The following is a 16,578-nucleotide window of genomic DNA, read 5'->3' as shown; positions in this document are numbered from 1 at the left end:
ACGGCTACCATTGGTGGGTGGTCACTGCTCTGTATCGCCGGTATCGGCCCGAGACGTTCGCCGAGATGATCGGTCAGGCGCAGGTCACCGATCCCCTCATGACGGCCCTGCGCACCAACCGGGTCAATCACGCCTATCTGTTCAGTGGTCCGCGAGGCTGCGGCAAGACGACGTCGGCCCGCATCCTGGCCCGTTGCCTCAACTGCGCCGAGGGCCCGACCGACACCCCCTGCGGTGTCTGCGCGAGCTGTGTCGACCTCTCACGCGACGGCTCGGGCTCGCTCGACGTCGTCGAGATCGACGCCGCCAGCCACAACGGTGTCGACGACGCCCGCGATCTCCGCGAGCGCGCGATCTTCGCGCCGGCTCGCGACCGCTACAAGATCTTCATCCTCGACGAGGCGCACATGGTCACCCCGCAGGGCTTCAACGCGCTGCTGAAGATCGTGGAGGAGCCGCCGGAGCACGTGAAGTTCATCTTCGCGACGACCGAGCCCGACAAGGTGATCGGCACCATCCGTTCGCGAACCCACCACTACCCGTTCCGGCTCATCCCGCCGGCCCAGATGCTCGACTACGTGCAGCAGCTCTGCGACAGCGAGCACGTCGGCGTCGAGCCGGGCGTCCTGCCGCTCGTGGTCCGCGCCGGTGGCGGTTCGGCGCGCGACACCCTGTCGCTGCTCGACCAGCTGATGGCCGGCTCGGAGGGCGACTCGGTGGACTACGAACGTGCCGTCGCGCTGCTCGGCTACACGCACACCGCGCTGCTCGACGAGGTCGTCGACGCCCTCGCCGCGCGCGATTCCGGGGCCGCGTTCAGCACGGTCGACCGCGTCATCCAGACGGGACAGGACCCCCGACGCTTCGTCGACGACCTGCTCGAACGACTCCGCGACCTCATCGTCGTGGCCGCCACCGGGGAGAACGCGGCCGCCGTGCTGCGTGGTCTGCCCCAGGACGAGCTCGACAAGATGCTCGGCCAGGCGCGAGCCTTCGGTATCGCGGAGCTCTCCCGCACGGCGGACGTCGTCAATGAGGCGCTCACCCAGATGACGGGCGCGACCTCGCCACGGCTCCACCTCGAACTCATGATGGCCCGCATCCTCGTCCCCGCGGCCGACGACTCCGCCCGCGGAGCGCTCGTCCGGGTCGAGCGCCTCGAGCGCCGCATCGGTGTCGACGGTGTCGCCGCCGACCCCAGCGCTGCAGCGCCGTCGGCCTCGGTTCCGGCACCCGCCTCGAGCCCGGCCGTTCCGGCCGCGGCTCCGTCTTCCGCACAGGCCCCGGCCCCCGCATCGTCTCCGGTCCCCGAGCCGGTCGACGGACGCGCCGCTCCCGCGCCGGTCGCCCCTCCTGCCCAGGCCGCGCCCCGCGTCGGCCCGGTCACGCTGCAGCTCGTCCGCGACGCCTGGCCGGAGATCGTCGCCCGGGTCGAGAAGGCCGACCGCAAGGCGTGGATGATCGTCGTCAACGCCCAGGTCGGTGGCTACTCCGACGACGAGGTCCTCACCCTCGTGTTCGCGAACAACAGCGACCTCAACGACTTCAAGGCACGCCACGCCCCGGGCACCGGGGTCGCCGAGGTGCTGCGCACCGCGGTGCTCGACGTCCTCGGCGTGCGGGTCAAGTACCTCGCCAAGGTCGCGGGTGCCGAGGAGCCCCCGGCGGTCCGCGCCGGTGCGCCGGCCTCGGGCCCCACCTCGTCGGAGCCGTCCGCCTGGTCGACGCCGAGCCTGCCGCAGAACGTCCCAGCGCCCGCAGCGACGTCGTCGACCGGCGGCCCCGCCTCCGCGGCGTCCCGCCCGTCGTGGCCGACGGTCGCGCCTGCCGGAGGAGCGGACGCCGCGTCCTCGTCCGAGCCCGCTGCCGGCGGTCCCGGCGTCGCCGTCATCGAGTCGCCGGCTCCGTCGCCTGCGGCGCCGGTCGAGGAGCGGGCCTCGGTCTCGTCCTCCTCCTGGGCGACGGTCGCCCCGCCGGCCGACGAGCCCGAGCCGTCTCCGGTCCCTGAGCCGGTCGAAGGGCCCACGGCATCTCCGGCGCCTGCCTCGGCGACGCAGCCGTCCTGGGTCCCTGAGCCTGTCGAAGGGCCCACCTCGTCTCCACTGCCTGCCTCCGCCACGCAGCCGTCTCCGGTCCCTGAGCCTGTCGAAGCGCAGCCCACCCAGCCCACCGGATCCGCAGCCCCCGCCCCGACGACCCCTCCGCCCGCGCCGCGCCAGCAGGCCGCACCGCCGCGCCAGCAGGCGCCCGCCCGAGGTCCTGCCAACGGCGACGCGCTCGGCTCGCGGACCGTCACCTGGGACGTGGTCTCGATCCCGTCCGACGCCGACGCACCCCCGCCGGACGACGAGCCGCCGTACCCCGACCCCTACGACGCACCGGCGGCGCCTGCCTCTGCCCCCGCGGCTTCAGCTCCCGCCACTCCTGCGCCGGCCGCCTCGGCCGCCCCGCCCGTGGCGGAGCGCCGGCAGCCGCTGGTCAAGATGCGTCAGGCGCCTCCGGCGTCGGCGGGATCCCATCCGGCGGGCGACAACCGGTACGGCGAGAGCGTCGTCCGCGAGCTCCTCGGCGCCACATTCATCGAGGAGCAGCCGCACGAGCCGCGCTCCGGAGGGCGGTAGGCCATGTACGAGGGAATCGTCCAAGATCTGATCGACGAGTTCGGGCGACTGCCGGGCATCGGTCCGAAGTCGGCGCAGCGCATCGCGTTCCACATCCTCCAGACGGAGTCGTTCGACGTGTCGAAGCTCGCCGAGCTCCTCACCGTCGTGCGCGAGAAGGTGAAGTTCTGCGAGATCTGCGGCAACATCTCCGAGCAGAACCTGTGCAGTGTGTGCCGCGATCCACGGCGGAACCCGGCGCTCATCTGCGTCGTCGAAGAGCCCAAGGACGTCGTCGCCATCGAGCGCACGCGTGAGTTCCGTGGGTTCTACCACGTGCTCGGTGGCGCCATCAGCCCCATCGACGGCGTCGGGCCCGACGACCTCAACATCCGGCGACTCATGCAGCGTCTGGCCGACGGCACGGTCACCGAGGTCATCATCGCGACCGACCCGAACCTCGAGGGCGAAGCGACCGCCACCTACCTCAGTCGGCTGCTGCTCCCAATGGGGATCCGCATCACCCGACTCGCCTCCGGCCTGCCCGTCGGCGGCGACCTCGAGTACGCCGACGAGGTCACCCTCGGGCGCGCCTTCGAGGGCCGCACCGTCGTCAGCGGCTGAGCCGCCGGCCCACCCACCCGTTCGCTCCAGCCCGCTCTGACGCCGGCCCACCGACCCTTTCTCAGGAGTCGGCCGGTGTGCCGGGCCCGACGGGCGTCGCCGCGCCGGGGAACTCCTGAGTTGGGGCGGGTCGGGCGGGGGTCAGGCGTCGGCGGACGGCGAGGGCCACTCGGCCACCACCGGCCGCACCGAGAGCTGCCGACCGACGGCGGAGAAGCCGAGCTTCCTCGCGACCGCGCGAGATCCGGGGTTCGTGTCGGCCGCCCGCCACTGGGGGAGCAGGCCGTGCTCGAGCGCGTGCTCGACGGCGGTCGAGGCGAGCCGGGTCGCGAGACCGGTGCCGCGAGCCTCCGGTGCCGTCAGTGCCGTGACGTGTGCGACCCCGAGCGGCCAGGAGCGGTAGCCGGCGACAGCCAGTACGCGTCCGTGGTCCCGCACGGAGAACAGGGGAGAGGTGATCCCGAAGATCCCGCTCTCCGAGGCCTCATCGTCGCCCACCTTCGACAGCATCGACTCGATGGCGGGGTCGCTCGCCTTGCTCGCCACAACGTCGATCTCCTCGGCGGGCGTGAACCGGCCGGGCAGCAGGTAGTCGAGGGTCGCCGGGCCGAGGACCTCGGCGATCTGCATCCGGGATCGCAGGAAGTCGACGGTGCCGACGTTCTTCGGTGACTCGTCCTCGATCGCCAGGCGTCTCGCGGTGTGCTCGTCGGGCACGATCGCGAGGGCGCTGCCGGCGATCTCGACGACGCCGATCCAGCCGGGCGGGCAGGCCATCGACCCGGCGTTCACGACGACCGCGACGCGTCCCGGGGTGAACCGTGCGGTCGGCGAGGCGAGCCCCTGCCAGAGGCGCCGCACCGTCGCGAGCACCCGAGCGTCGTCCTGTTGCATGCGCCAACCCTACCCAGCGGGTGCCACCGTCCGGGGCCGGTCACGGGGGTCGCGAACCGGGTGAGGGTGCCCTTCGTCACATGAACGGCGCGGAATGCCCGGATGGGTAGGATGATCGCGGGGCCGCTCGTGCCCGCACCGACTTCCCCAGGAGATCCGATGGCATTGATCGTGCAGAAGTTCGGCGGGTCATCCGTCGCTGACGCCGAGAGCATCAAGCGCGTGGCGAAGCGCATCGTCGAGACCCGCAAGGCGGGCAACGAGGTCGTCGTTGCCGTCTCGGCGATGGGCGACACGACCGACGAGCTCCTCGACCTGGCTCACGAGGTCACGCCGATCCCGGCACCCCGTGAGCTCGACATGCTCCTCTCGAGCGGTGAGCGCATCTCGATGGCGCTCCTCGCGATGGCCATCAGCAGCATGGGCTACGTCGCGCGTTCCTTCACCGGCAGCCAGGCCGGCATGATCACGGACGCCCAGCACGGCGCGGCCCGCATCGTCGACGTCACCCCGGTCCGCCTCCGCGAGGCCCTCGACGACGGCGCGATCGTCATCGTCGCCGGGTTCCAGGGCTTCAACCGCGACACCCGCGACATCACGACGCTCGGTCGAGGCGGCTCGGACACCACGGCCGTCGCCCTCGCCGCGGCGCTCGACGCCGACGTCTGCGAGATCTACACCGACGTCGACGGCATCTTCACCTCCGACCCACGAGTCGTGCCCAAGGCGCGCAAGATCGACCGCATCTCCAGCGAGGAGATGCTGGAACTCGCGGCCTCGGGCGCGAAGGTCCTCTACATCCGCGCCGTCGAGTACGCACGCCGTCACGGCGTGACGCTCCACGTCCGCTCGTCCTTCAACAACAACGAAGGCACGCTCGTCCTGAACGATGCGGGCCGCAACAACCCAGGAGCAGGTGAGGCACCCATGGAGCAGCCCATCGTCGCCGGAGTCGCGACCGACCTCAGTGAAGCGAAGATCACGGTCGTCGGCGTCCCCGACCTGCCCGGCAAGGCGGCGGAGATCTTCACGATCGTCGCGAAGTCCGGCGGCAACGTCGACATGATCGTGCAGAACGTGTCGACCGCCGTCTCCGGTGTCACCGACATCTCCTTCACGCTCCCGAAGCCCGAGGCGCAGCAGGTGCTGCGCGCCCTCGCGGCCGAGCAGGGACGGGTTGGCTTCTCGGCCATCCAGCACGACGACCAGATCGGCAAGCTCGCGCTCGTCGGCGCCGGCATGCGCACGAACACGGGTGTGTCCGCGAAGCTCTTCGAGGCGCTCAGCGCTGCGGGCATCAACATCGAGATGATCTCCACGAGCGAGATCCGCATCTCGGTCGTGACGCGCGCCGACACCCTGAACAAGGCCGCGAACGTGGTGCACTCCGCGTTCGGTCTCGACGGCGAGGACGAGGCCGTCGTCCACGGCGGCACCGGCCGCTAGCGGTCCGCCCTTCGACAAGCTCAGGGACCGGATGGTCGCCTCAGGGACCGGACGGTCGCCTGAGGGACCGGATGGTCCACCCAGGGGGTCGGCACGGCCGATCCTGATGCAAGATGGTTCACAACAACCCCTGATCCCAGAGGAATCCCCATGAGCAACGGTGTACGTGTCGGTGTGGTCGGAGCGACCGGTCAGGTCGGCAAGGTCATGCGCCGCCTGCTGGAGGAGCGCGAGTTCCCGATCAGCGAGATCCGCTTCTTCGCGACCGCGCGGTCCGCGGGCACGACCCTGCCGTTCCGCGGCCAGGACATCGTCGTCGAGGACGTCGAGACGGCAGACCCCAGTGGCATCGACATCGCCCTGTTCTCCGCCGGCGCGACCGGTTCGCGGACGCAGGCCCCACGCTTCGCCGCCGCCGGTGCGCTCGTCATCGACAACTCCAGTGCGTGGCGCATGGACCCCGAGGTCCCGCTCGTCGTCAGCGAGGTGAACCCGCACGCCATCAAGGACGCCGTCAAGGGCATCGTCGCGAACCCGAACTGCACGACCATGGCCGCCATGCCGGTGCTCAAGGTGCTCGACGCCGAGGCCGGGCTGTCGCGCCTCATCGTGAACACCTACCAGGCCGTCTCCGGTTCCGGCCTCGCCGGTGCCGCAGAGCTCGCCGGTCAGATCGAGGCAGCCGTCGCCCAGGGCGACCTCACCCGCCTCGTGCACGACGGTTCCGCCATCGACTTCCCGGCACCCGAGAAGTACGTCGCGCCGATCGCCTTCGACGTCATCCCGCTCGCCGGTTCCATCGTCGACGACGGCCTCGGGGAGACCGACGAGGAGAAGAAGCTCCGCAACGAGAGCCGCAAGATCCTCGAGCTCCCGGAGCTGCTCGTCTCAGGCACCTGCGTGCGCGTGCCGGTCTTCACCGGCCACTCGCTCTCCATCAACGCCGAGTTCACGAACGAGCTGTCGGCGGAGCGCGCGACCGAGTTGCTGCGCGACGCCCCCGGTGTCCAGCTCTCCGAGGTCCCGACGCCCCTCGAGGCCGCCGGTGCCGACCCGTCGTTCGTCGGGCGCATCCGGCCCGACCAGAGCGCTCCGGCCGGGAAGGGCCTCGTGCTCTTCATCTCCAACGACAACCTCCGCAAGGGCGCCGCGCTCAACGCGGTGCAGATCGCCGAACTCGTCGCCGCCGAGCTGCTCGCGCAGCCCGCGTCGGTCTGACCGGCTCCCGGAACCCGACAGGGGAGACATGTCGCGCCCACGCCTGCGCCGACGCTGGTTCGTCGCCTTCATCGCCGCCGCCGTCGCGGTGGCCGCGGTCGTCACCGTGAGCGGTCTGCGTGCCGACGTGCAGCAGACCACCGTCGCGCGTGCCGGGTCCGGCTCAGAGGTGGCGGTCGGTCCGCTGGTCGCGTTCTACGGGGACTCGTACACGAAGGGGTCCGCGGCGTCGGCACCCGCCGCTCGCTGGTCCTCGCTCGTCGCCCAGGCCGAGGGGTGGACGGAGTACAACGCCGGGTATCCGGGGCTGGGGTTCGTCCGCAAACGCGACCAGGTCGGCGACGTCGCGGCCGACGTCATCGCGCAGCACCCCGAGGTCCTCATCGTCGCGCTCGGCATCAACGACAACTTCGAGTGGACGGGCAACGAGGAGGCGATCCGGGAGGCGATCCTGCCGGAGTTCCAGCGCCTGCGGGACGGCCTGCCCGGAACGCGGATCGTCGTCGTCGAGCCCTGGTGGTTCACGGCGGAGCGTCCCGACTCGCTGGAGCAGATCATCGGCTGGGTCCACGACGCCGCCGACACGATCGACGCCGACTACATCTCGGGGGCGTCGCACTGGCTCGACGAGGATCCCGCGGCCTGGATCTCCGCCGACGGTCTGCACCCGAGCGACGCCGGCTACGCGCACATCGCGCAGCGGATGCTCGAGGAGCTCGACGCCCTGTCGCCAGCACTCCCCGGACGCTGAGGCTCCGGCCCGGCCGGTCTTCCGGACGCTGCGCGCACCGAGCGAAACTGTCTCGACATCGAGCTATCCGACAAGTGGCGATCACTGACCTCGCGCGGGTGGAGAGCTCGTGCCTCGCCGCGACTAGACTGCTCTGGTGACCGAAACCATCGACGTAGCCCTCATTGGTGGTGGCATCATGAGCGCCACGCTCGCCGCCCTCATCCACCAGGTGCAGCCTGATTGGAAAGTGGAGGTCTACGAGCGCCTCAGCGACGTCGCGCTCGAGAGCTCCAACCCGTGGAACAACGCGGGAACGGGCCACGCGGCGCTGTGCGAGCTGAACTACATGCCGCAGGACGCCCACGGGAAGGTCGACCCGGCCAAGGCCATCGGCATCAACGAGCAGTTCCAGCTCAGCCGCCAGTTCTGGGCACACCTCGTGGAAGAGGGTCTGCTGGGCGAGCCCGACACGTTCATCAACCCCACGCCGCACATGACCTTCGTCCGTGGCGAGAAGGACGTCGAGTACCTGCGGAAGCGGTACGAGGCGCTCAAGGACGAGCCCCTGTTCGCCGGCATCGAGTTCTCCGAAGACCCCGCGGTCATCGCCGAGTGGGCTCCGCTGCTCATCAACCGTCGTGCCGTCGGCGAGCGCATCGCCGCCACGCGGATCACGGCGGGCACCGACGTCGACTTCGGTTCGCTCACCCACAAGCTCTTCGATGCGGCACCGTCCGCCCACGTGCGGTTGAACCACGAGGTCCGCTCGCTCAAGCGCCTGAAAGACGGCACCTGGCGGATCCGGGGTCGGCAGACGCTCGGCCGCTCGCCGATGGAGATCAACGCCCGCTTCGTGTTCGTCGGAGCCGGCGGATGGGCGCTCAAGCTGCTGCAGAAGTCCGGCATCCCCGAGATCAAGGGCTACGGCGTCTTCCCGATCGGCGGCCAGTTCCTCCGCACCGACAACCCCGCGGTCGTGTCGAAGCACCAGGCCAAGGTCTACAGCCAGGCCTCGGTCGGCGCCCCGCCCATGTCGGTCCCGCACCTCGACACCCGCGTGGTCGACGGTCAGGCGAGCCTCCTCTTCGGCCCGTACGCGACCTTCAGCCCGAAGTTCCTCAAGCGTGGTTCCATCCTCGACCTCGTCACCCAGGTCCGCCCGCACAACCTCTTCCCGATGCTGGCGGTCGCGAAGGACAACCCGAGCCTGATCACCTACCTCGTCGGGCAGCTCCTGCAGTCCCGCTCGCAGAAGATGGAGAGCCTGCGGGAGTTCCTGCCGACGGCGAAGGACGAGGACTGGTACCTCATCGAGGCCGGCCAGCGCGCTCAGGTCATGAAGAAGGACAAGGACAAGGGCGGCGTCCTGCAGTTCGGGACCGAGGTCATCACCGGCGCCGACGGCACGATCGCAGGCCTCCTCGGAGCGTCGCCCGGTGCCTCGACCGCCGTCCCGATCATGCTCGACGTGCTGCGCAAGTGCTTCCCCGACCGCATGACGGCGTGGGAGCCACGGCTGCGCGAGATGATCCCGACGTACGGCTCGACGCTGAACGACGTCCCCGCCAGGGCGGCCGAGGTGCTCGAAAGCACGGCTGAGGCGCTCGACATCTCGCTCTGACGCGGTCTCGACCGCTCCGGGCCAGGTGAACGGCTGTCGACGGCCGTCGCCGTCGATGCAACAGGTGCCGTCTCCGAACCCTAAGCTTGCCTGGTGGCGAAACTCTACTTCCGTTACGGGGCGATGAACTCCGGCAAGAGCACCGCCCTGCTCCAGGCTGCCTTCAACTACGAGGAACGCGGTCACCGCGTCCTCCTCGCCAAGCCGTCGCTCGACACCAAGGGCGACGCCGCCATCGTGAGTCGCCTGGGCGTCACGCGAGACGCCGACTTCCTGCTCGGTCCGGACGACGACGCGGTCCAGGTGTTCGCCGAGCACCGCCGACGGGTCGTCGCGGAGACCGGCGCGGACGTCAGCTGCCTCCTCGTCGACGAGGCGCAGTTCCTGCACGCCGGGCAGGTCGACGGCCTCCTGCGGATCGCCCTTCTGGAAGGCATCCCCGTCCTCGCCTACGGCATCCGCACCGACTTCCAGACCGTCGCCTTCCCCGGGAGCCGCCGCCTCCTCGAGGTGTCGCACAGCCTCGAGGAACTGAAGACGATCTGCCGCTGCGGACGCAAGGCGATCTTCAACGGGCGCCGCTTCGGCGACACCTTCGTCTTCGACGGCGACCAGGTCGCCATCGACGGCACCACGGTCACCTACGAATCGCTCTGCGGCGTCTGCTACCTGCAGGAGTCCGGCGGCCGACTCTCCTCCACCTCTCCCACCGTCCGACCCATCAGCGAAGGATCACACGCATGAAGCTCTCCGTCATCGGCTGCGGCTACCTGGGCGCCGTGCACGCGGCCGCCATGGCATCGATCGGTCACGAGGTCGTCGGCATCGACGTCGACCCCGCGAAGATCGAGGCGCTCGCTGCCGGTCGTTCGCCGATCTTCGAACCGGGACTCCCCGAGCTCCTCCTCGCCGGTGTCGAGTCCGGTCGCCTGCGGTTCAGCACCGACATGGCCGACGCGGCCGGGGCGACCATGCACTTCGTGGCGGTCGGTACCCCGCAGAAGGCCGGTTCCAACGCGGCCGATCTGCGCTACGTGGACGCCGCGGTGACGGCCCTCCTCCCGCACCTGTCGGCCGGTGACGTCGTCGTCGGCAAGTCGACCGTGCCCGTCGGCACCGCAGCGCGCCTCGCAGAACTCGTCGCCCCCACGGGTGCCGTGCTCGCCTGGAACCCCGAGTTCCTCCGCGAGGGCTTCGCCGTCCAGGACACCATCGCCCCCGACCGGCTCGTGTACGGACTGCCGCCGGCTCCCGAGGACGCCGCCGTCGCCCGTGCCGCGTTCGACGAGGTGTACGCGCAGGCGCTCTCCACCGGGACGCCGCTCGTCGCCACCGGCTACTCGACCGCCGAACTCGTCAAGGTCGCCGCCAACGCCTTCCTCGCCACCAAGATCTCGTTCATCAACGCCATGGCGGAGATCGCCGAGGTCACGGACGCGGACGTCACGGAGCTCGCCGACGCGATCGGATACGACGCGCGGATCGGCCGTCGCTTCCTGAACGCCGGGGTCGGCTTCGGCGGCGGCTGCCTGCCGAAGGACATCCGCGCGTTCACGGCGCGTGCCGAGGAGCTCGGTCGTGGCGAGTCGGTCGCGTTCCTGAAGGAGGTCGACGCCATCAACCTCCGTCGCCGTCAGCGGGTCGTCGACCTCGTCGTCGAGGAGCTCGGTGGGAGCGCCTACCAGAAGCGTGTCGCGGTGCTCGGGCTCGCCTTCAAGCCCGACAGCGACGACGTCCGTGACTCGCCGGCCCTCGACGTGGCCGTCGGGCTCAACGGTCTCGGTGCGAAGGTCCTCGCGTTCGACCCGGAGGCCGTGCCCAACGCGCGTCGTCTCCACCCGCAGCTCATGTTCGCGGAGTCCGCTGAAGAGGCGGTGACCGACGCCGACATCGTCGTGGTCGTGACCGAGTGGAAGGCGTTCCGCGCCCTCGACCCGGAGGCGGTGGCGGCGCTGACCGCCGGGAAGATCGTCGTGGACGGCCGCAACTGCCTCGACGTCGACGCGTGGCGCGGTGCCGGATGGCGCTACGTCGGCCTCGGTCGCCCCTGAGTGCTGACGAGGAGTCGGACGACGAGCACGATCGTCGCGCCGAGTAGCCCTCCGGCGGCGTTCGCGTAGACGTCGGCGATGGTCGCGACCCGAGCGGGGAGCAGCGTCTGGCCGAGCTCGATGGCGACGGAGAACGTCGTCGTCGTCAACGGAGCGATCCACCACAGCTTCAGTGGGAGCTCCAACGCGAGGAGTGCGCCGAGCGGGATGAACAGGACGACGTTCGCGGCGGACTCGACGAAGCGGTAGTCGAACCAGGACGGCGCTCCGGCGGCCTGGAGTCGATCGATCAGCGCCAGCAGGGTGTCGCGACCGCCGGCGTCGACGGGCGTCGGCCAGAACGCGATCCCGAGCATGACGCACAGGCAGACCAGCAGCAGGACCCCGATGACGATTCGAGGTGTGCGGGTCATCTGCGGTGCGGCTCCTGATCGGTCGTCGGGTCGTGCCGTCGGCACCTCGCAATCGTAGGCCATGGGGTGCCCGAGACCCGGGCGACGGGCGGCTGCCTGCCCCAAAACGGGGGCGTGCAGCGCCCCGTTCCGCCCGTCAGCTGGCGGCTAGGCTGTGCCTACCCGAACAAGGAGCACTCTTGGCTGACCCACGCCCGGCGACGGCCGGCATCCCCACGAGTGGTCGCCGACGGTCGCGCCTCTGGTGGATCGCACTGGCCGTCCTGCTCGTCGTCCTCGCCGTCGGAGCGTGGCTGGGTGTCCGGGCGTCCCTCGCGAAGTCCGCCCTCGAGGCCGCCCAGGCGGATGCCAAGACCCTCCAGACCGCCGTCCTCGACGGTGATGCGAGCGGCACCGACGCCACCCGACGGTCGTTGTCGGCGCACACCGGCGAGGCCGTCTCCCTGACGAGCGATCCGGTGTGGCGCGCCGCCGAGGTCCTCCCGTTCCTCGGCGTGAACTTCTCCGCGGTCCGCGAGGCCGCAGCCGCGACGGACGACGTGGCGGACGACGTGATCCCGTCGGTCGTCGAGATCGCCGGTCGGGTCAACCTCTCCTCGCTCCTCCCCGGCGACGGGTCGATCGCCACCGAGCCGTTGCGTGACGTCGCGCCGAGGGTGGCCGAAGCCGCGGCCGCCGCCGACGCCATCGCGGGTCGCGTCGACACGATCAGCACGGACGGTGCCCTCCCGGTCGTCGCGGACGCCGTCGAGAAGCTCACCCGGACCCTCGATGGGGCGAGCACGATGCTCGACACGGCCGCGCGCGCCACGGCCCTCCTCCCCGACATGGCGGGCGGGGCGGGGCCGCGGAACATCATGGTGATGATCCAGAACAACGCGGAGGTCCGCTCGAGCGGCGGCATCGCCGGCGCCGTGGCACTGATCCATGCGGAGAACGGCGTCATCTCCTTCGCCGGCACCCGCGGCAGCGACGACTTCTCCAAGTTCCCGGCCCCGGTCCTGCCGCTCACGCCGTTCGAGCAGAACGTGTACACCGACAACCTCGGCACCTACATCCAGGACACCAACCTCACCGTCGACTTCAGCCGGACGGGCGAACTCGCCGCCGCCATGGGCACCCGGGTGTTCGGCGTGCCCATCGACACCGTGGTCGCCATCGACCCCTACGTCCTCGCCCACCTGCTGCAGGCGACCGGCCCGGTCGCCCTGCCGGACGGCTCCGAACTCACCGCCGACAACGCCCCGAAGACCCTCCTGAGCGACGTCTACGCGCGGTTCCCGGACCGGCTCGTCCAGGACGCCTTCTTCGCCGCCGTCTCGGGTTCGGTCTTCGAGACCATGATCTCCCGGTCACCGGACCCCGCCGCGCTCGTCGAGGCGCTGTCGGCATCCGCTGCAGAGAACCGGCTCCACCTCTGGAGTGCCGTGCCCGCCGAGCAGACGCTCATCGCCCAGACGACGCTCGCCGGGATCCCGCCCGCGACCGACGACGACGCCGTGTACACCGGGGTGTACCTCGAGGACCTCACCCGGGCGAAGATGGACTACTACCTGGAGACGAAGGTCGACCTCCGCGACGCCCGCTGCACGAGCCAGGGCGCCGAATACGTCGTCGCCGTCACCCTCACGTCCACCGCACCGGCGGACGCCGCGACGTCCCTGCCCGACTACGTGACCGCCGGCGGGCGCTTCGGCACCCCTCCCGGCGACATCGCGACGCGCGTCGTGATCCACGGACCACTCGGCGCCGCCCTCCTCGGAGCCAGCGACGGAACCGACCTCGCGGTGAAGGCGGTGACCGACCCGAACGGTCGCCTCTACGCGCAGACCGACGTGACCCTCACTCCGGGGGCATCCACCGAACTCGTCTTCACGGTGGTCGCTCCGAAGGCCTCCGACGTACCCCCAAACCTGGTCACAACCCCCGGAATCACGGGCAAAACGACGATTTCGACCTTCCCTCGCTGTGGCTCCTGACATAGCATGACAACACCTCAGGAAGCCACGCACCCGAATTCGTGACCCTGGGGAACCTCGCGCGGACGCCCACCCGAAATCGGCGGACGCAGGGGTACTCGACGTTCCTTGGGGATACACACATGAAGCGCACCCTTGCCCTAGCATCGCTCTGCCTGCTCGCCGTCTTCGCGGTCCCGACCGCGGCGAACGCAGCCACCGACTCGTCCACGTACGGCCCTGCCGGCTGTGCCACCCTCACCCCGGTCTCGGTGACCCAGGGGGAGTCCACCGTGTTCCGGTGCGACGGCACCTTCGACCCCGGCACCCCCGTGACCGTCACGGTCGACGGACCGGGCTGCAGCGTGCCCGCCCCCGCCAAGCCGAACACCGCCGGCACGACCGAGCAGGCCGCCGGCCAGAGCGCCGTCCCCACCTCCGGGACGTTCAGCGCCGACACCGCTCGTGCGTTCGCCGTGACGATCTCGACCGACGCGACGAAGTCGGGCACCTGCATGGTGACCGCCACCCAGGGTGCGACCACCGAGAGCGCCTCCTTCCAGGTCTCCGAGCGCGAGTTCGCCTCGACCGGCTTCGACGGTGGAGCCCTGCCGTGGATCGGTGGCGGCCTGCTCGTCGTCGGCGCCGGCGTCGTCTCCGCACTCGCCATCCGTCGTCGCAAGACCGCCTGATCGGGTCATCCGGTCCCGGGTCCGCGAGCACGTCTCGCGGGCCCGGGTAGCCGGGGTGCCCGTACCCCCAAAGGTGGTCACATCCGCGGAATTCCGCGGTTTTCAGCGGTCCCGTCGGCGGCCGCTGCCCTAGCATGATCACGGCCATGGAGGCCACGAGTGACCAGTGCTCGGCTCCAGGCCCACTGTCCGCATGACGCGTCATCGCACCGCATGCGCCATCCGCACACCTAGGGGCCTGCACATGAACCGAACTCTCTCCGCCGCCGCACTCGTCCTCCTCGCCGTCGTCGCGCTGCCCACCGCAGCCAACGCCGTCGAGGGTGAGAGCTACGGACCCGGCAGCTGCAACTCGATCACGCCCGCGAGCGTCGCCCGGGGTGCAGCCGTCACCTACTCCTGCTCGGACTTCTGGGCGGCGAACCAGACCGTGTCGATCACCATCGACTCGTCGGCCGCAGGCGGATCGACCCGCACGCTGTCGACCGTCGCCGACGCGGCCGGTGACATCGACGTCTCGATCGACACCGCAGCCGACCCCGCCGGCACCTACACGCTGACGGCGACCCAGGGTGCCGTGAGCGACTCGTCCGACTTCACGGTCCTCGACCCGGCCGAGGCCGCTGCCGCCGCTGCGTCCGACCCGTCCGCCGGGGGCAACGCCCTCGCCGACACCGGCTTCGCCGGAACGGCCCTCCCGTGGGCCGCCGGTGGCCTCCTCGCGGTCGGTGCCGCAGCGCTCGGCACCGTCCTCGTGCGCCGCCGTCAGCAGGCCTGAGATCGCGGATCGGTCGGGCGTCGACGGCGCCGCCCGATCGATCCGGTCCAGGATCGTCCGATTCTCGGAAGTGGCGAACAGCCGCTGAAAAATCGGCTATCCTAGACAAGGCCTTCGGGCCATCGGGGTGTGGCGCAGTTTGGTAGCGCGCTTCGTTCGGGACGAAGAGGTCGTGGGTTCAAATCCCGCTACCCCGACAGCATTAGCCCGGTCAGACAAGCAATTGTCTGACCGGGCTTCTCTGTTTTTCGGGATGGCGAGCGGCTGAGCCAGCGGGTTGCACATCCCGCTACCCCGACAGTATTAGCCCGGTCAGACAAGCAATTGTCTGACCGGGCTTCTCTGTTTCTCACCTCTCGGTCCCTGAGCTTGTCGAAGGGCGTTCCGCCCGTCCGGCCCCGGTCCTGTCGAAGGGCGGCGTGCGCCCCGAGCCGTCTCAGACCGCGGTGCGGCGGGGGAGGAGCGTCACGAGCGACGCCTCCGGGCGGCACGCGAAGCGGACCGGCGCGTAGATGGACGTGCCGAGGCCCGCCGACACGTTGAGGTACGCGGAGCGGAGCGCGTGACGCCACACGCTGAGCCCCTTCACCTGCTTGCGGGGGATGTCGCAGTTGGTCACGAGCGCGCCGTAGCCGGGCACGCAGACCTGGCCGCCGTGAGTGTGCCCGGCGAAGATGAACTGGGCCCCCTGCGTCACGAACGCGTCGAGCACGCGGCGGTACGGGGCGTGCATCACGCCGACCGTCACGGTGTGCGCCAGGGCGGGGTCGTCGGTCGAGAGGGTCTCCGCGTCGAGCCGCTCGTCGATGAGGGCCGTCAACGTGTCCAGGCGGTCGAAGTGCTTGTGCGGGTCGTCGACGCCGAAGAGGTCGAGTCGTGTCCCGCGGACGGTGATCTCGCCGACCGCGTTGTTGAGGTCCAGCCAGCCCAGGTCCTCCATGAAGAACCGCTCGAGCGCGCCGGTGTCGAGCGTCGTCGGGGAGACGTGCTTGGAGGAGGTCTGCGTGAAGTACTTGAACGGGTTCTTCGCGCTCGGACCGTAGTAGTCGTTCGAGCCGTGCACGAACGCGCCGGGGACGCCGGCGAACACGGACAGCGCGGCACGGATGCCGTCGATGCCGTGCTCGTGGCCGAGGTTGTCGCCGGTGTTGATGACGACGTCCGGGCGGAGCTCGGCGAGCTCGCGCAACCAGGCCTGCTTGCGACGCTGCCACGGAGCCATGTGGAGGTCGGAGAGGTGGAGCACGGTGATCGGCTCGGCGTCCGGTGGCAGGACCGGAGCGGTCACCCGGCGGAGCGTGAAGGCGTTGCGTTCGACGAGGGACGCGTACCCGAAGGTGAGGGCGCCGAGGCCGGCCACGACGGCCGCCGCGGTGCCGAGTCTGCCGCCGGTGCTCATGGGTGCCGCCATCGATCGTCTCCTTCTCGGTCGTCGGGTGGTTCCGACCGTCCCCCGAGCGTACCGGGTGCGCCCTCCGAGGACCCTCGGAGCGCCCGTCGTGGAAAACGCCGAAGGGCCCGGTCGGGATGTCCGACCGGGCCCTCCTGGT

At 70.5% G+C, this 16,578-nt stretch carries 14 protein-coding genes and 1 tRNA gene; 12 read left to right on the top strand and 3 right to left on the bottom strand.

All coding sequences use genetic code 11. From position 1 onward, the window contains the following. Positions 1 to 17 precede the first annotated feature (17 nt). On the top strand, positions 18 to 2,621 hold the full coding sequence (locus ASE44_RS00275; RefSeq protein ID WP_056776350.1) for a DNA polymerase III subunit gamma and tau: 2,604 nt from the start codon (positions 18 to 20) through the stop codon (positions 2,619 to 2,621). A 3-nt stretch (positions 2,622 to 2,624) separates the two neighbouring features. Beyond that, complete coding sequence (recR, locus tag ASE44_RS00270) at positions 2,625 to 3,224, top strand: recombination mediator RecR (protein WP_056014479.1); 600 nt, start codon at positions 2,625 to 2,627, stop codon at positions 3,222 to 3,224. Positions 3,225 to 3,365: 141 nt separating this feature from the next. Here recR and ASE44_RS00265 read toward each other — a convergent pair whose 3' ends face one another. Then, a complete protein-coding gene (locus ASE44_RS00265; protein WP_056776348.1) occupies positions 3,366 to 4,118 on the bottom strand; it encodes a GNAT family N-acetyltransferase in 753 nt (250 codons plus the stop codon). Between the two features lie 159 nt (positions 4,119 to 4,277). Between ASE44_RS00265 and ASE44_RS00260 the strand changes: the two genes are divergently transcribed. The 6 genes from ASE44_RS00260 (at position 4,278) to ASE44_RS00235 (ending at position 11,187) form a co-directional block, all read left to right on the top strand. Continuing rightward, positions 4,278 to 5,564: an aspartate kinase gene (locus tag ASE44_RS00260; protein ID WP_056014485.1), complete on the top strand. Its 1,287-nt coding sequence runs from the start codon at positions 4,278 to 4,280 to the stop codon at positions 5,562 to 5,564. A 150-nt stretch (positions 5,565 to 5,714) separates the two neighbouring features. Next, a complete protein-coding gene (locus tag ASE44_RS00255; RefSeq protein ID WP_056014488.1) occupies positions 5,715 to 6,782 on the top strand; it encodes an aspartate-semialdehyde dehydrogenase in 1,068 nt (355 codons plus the stop codon). 28 nt (positions 6,783 to 6,810) lie between these two features. Beyond that, a complete protein-coding gene (locus tag ASE44_RS00250) occupies positions 6,811 to 7,533 on the top strand; it encodes an SGNH/GDSL hydrolase family protein (protein ID WP_056014491.1) in 723 nt (240 codons plus the stop codon). Between the two features lie 136 nt (positions 7,534 to 7,669). Then, positions 7,670 to 9,136, top strand: coding sequence for a malate:quinone oxidoreductase (locus ASE44_RS00245; protein WP_056014494.1), 1,467 nt, complete (start codon positions 7,670 to 7,672; stop codon positions 9,134 to 9,136). Positions 9,137 to 9,229: 93 nt separating this feature from the next. Beyond that, positions 9,230 to 9,880: a thymidine kinase gene (locus ASE44_RS00240; RefSeq protein WP_056014497.1), complete on the top strand. Its 651-nt coding sequence runs from the start codon at positions 9,230 to 9,232 to the stop codon at positions 9,878 to 9,880. Further along, positions 9,877 to 11,187, top strand: coding sequence for a UDP-glucose/GDP-mannose dehydrogenase family protein (locus ASE44_RS00235; RefSeq protein WP_056776345.1), 1,311 nt, complete (start codon positions 9,877 to 9,879; stop codon positions 11,185 to 11,187). Before ASE44_RS00240 ends, ASE44_RS00235 begins: the two co-directional genes overlap by 4 nt. Here the strand turns inward: ASE44_RS00235 and ASE44_RS00230 are convergent. Further along, positions 11,163 to 11,645, bottom strand: a complete 483-nt coding sequence (locus tag ASE44_RS00230) for a VanZ family protein (protein WP_162235713.1) — start codon at positions 11,643 to 11,645, stop codon at positions 11,163 to 11,165. The genes ASE44_RS00235 and ASE44_RS00230 overlap by 25 nt on opposite strands. Before the next feature lie 134 nt (positions 11,646 to 11,779). On the opposite strand from ASE44_RS00230, the gene ASE44_RS00225 reads away from it, so the two are divergent. The 4 genes from ASE44_RS00225 (at position 11,780) to ASE44_RS00210 (ending at position 15,225) form a co-directional block, all read left to right on the top strand. Then, complete coding sequence (locus ASE44_RS00225) at positions 11,780 to 13,579, top strand: DUF4012 domain-containing protein (RefSeq protein WP_056776339.1); 1,800 nt, start codon at positions 11,780 to 11,782, stop codon at positions 13,577 to 13,579. Positions 13,580 to 13,701: 122 nt separating this feature from the next. Beyond that, the gene (locus ASE44_RS00220; RefSeq protein ID WP_056776337.1) at positions 13,702 to 14,250 is read left to right on the top strand and encodes a hypothetical protein; all 549 of its coding nucleotides are present in this window, start codon (positions 13,702 to 13,704) and stop codon (positions 14,248 to 14,250) included. Between the two features lie 244 nt (positions 14,251 to 14,494). Further along, positions 14,495 to 15,028 carry a hypothetical protein gene (locus ASE44_RS00215; RefSeq protein WP_056014513.1) on the top strand — a complete coding sequence of 178 codons (534 nt, stop codon included), beginning with the start codon at positions 14,495 to 14,497 and terminating at the stop codon, positions 15,026 to 15,028. Positions 15,029 to 15,151: 123 nt separating this feature from the next. Then, positions 15,152 to 15,225 (top strand) — tRNA-Pro (locus tag ASE44_RS00210). A 239-nt stretch (positions 15,226 to 15,464) separates the two neighbouring features. On the opposite strand, the gene ASE44_RS00205 is transcribed toward ASE44_RS00210, so the two are convergent. Beyond that, positions 15,465 to 16,439 carry a metallophosphoesterase gene (locus ASE44_RS00205; protein ID WP_235522508.1) on the bottom strand — a complete coding sequence of 325 codons (975 nt, stop codon included), beginning with the start codon at positions 16,437 to 16,439 and terminating at the stop codon, positions 15,465 to 15,467. Positions 16,440 to 16,578: the final 139 nt, after the last annotated feature.

It is taken from the genome of Plantibacter sp. Leaf1 (assembly GCF_001421315.1).
In the GTDB taxonomy this organism is placed as follows: Bacteria; Actinomycetota; Actinomycetes; order Actinomycetales; family Microbacteriaceae; genus Plantibacter.
This window is presented reverse-complemented; position numbering and strand designations above follow the sequence as displayed.

What these genes read in the sequence shown, in the direction of transcription:
- ASE44_RS00250 (WP_056014491.1), top strand. Translation starts at nt 6,811, where the DNA reads ATGTCGCGCCCACGCCTGCGCCGACGCTGGTTCGTCGCCTTCATCGCC.
- ASE44_RS00215 (WP_056014513.1), top strand. Translation starts at nt 14,495, where the DNA reads ATGAACCGAACTCTCTCCGCCGCCGCACTCGTCCTCCTCGCCGTCGTC.
- recR (WP_056014479.1), top strand. Translation starts at nt 2,625, where the DNA reads ATGTACGAGGGAATCGTCCAAGATCTGATCGACGAGTTCGGGCGACTG.
- ASE44_RS00205 (WP_235522508.1), bottom strand. Translation starts at nt 16,439, where the DNA reads ATGGCGGCACCCATGAGCACCGGCGGCAGACTCGGCACCGCGGCGGCC.
- ASE44_RS00235 (WP_056776345.1), top strand. Translation starts at nt 9,877, where the DNA reads ATGAAGCTCTCCGTCATCGGCTGCGGCTACCTGGGCGCCGTGCACGCG.
- ASE44_RS00265 (WP_056776348.1), bottom strand. Translation starts at nt 4,118, where the DNA reads ATGCAACAGGACGACGCTCGGGTGCTCGCGACGGTGCGGCGCCTCTGG.
- ASE44_RS00255 (WP_056014488.1), top strand. Translation starts at nt 5,715, where the DNA reads ATGAGCAACGGTGTACGTGTCGGTGTGGTCGGAGCGACCGGTCAGGTC.
- ASE44_RS00260 (WP_056014485.1), top strand. Translation starts at nt 4,278, where the DNA reads ATGGCATTGATCGTGCAGAAGTTCGGCGGGTCATCCGTCGCTGACGCC.
- ASE44_RS00220 (WP_056776337.1), top strand. Translation starts at nt 13,702, where the DNA reads ATGAAGCGCACCCTTGCCCTAGCATCGCTCTGCCTGCTCGCCGTCTTC.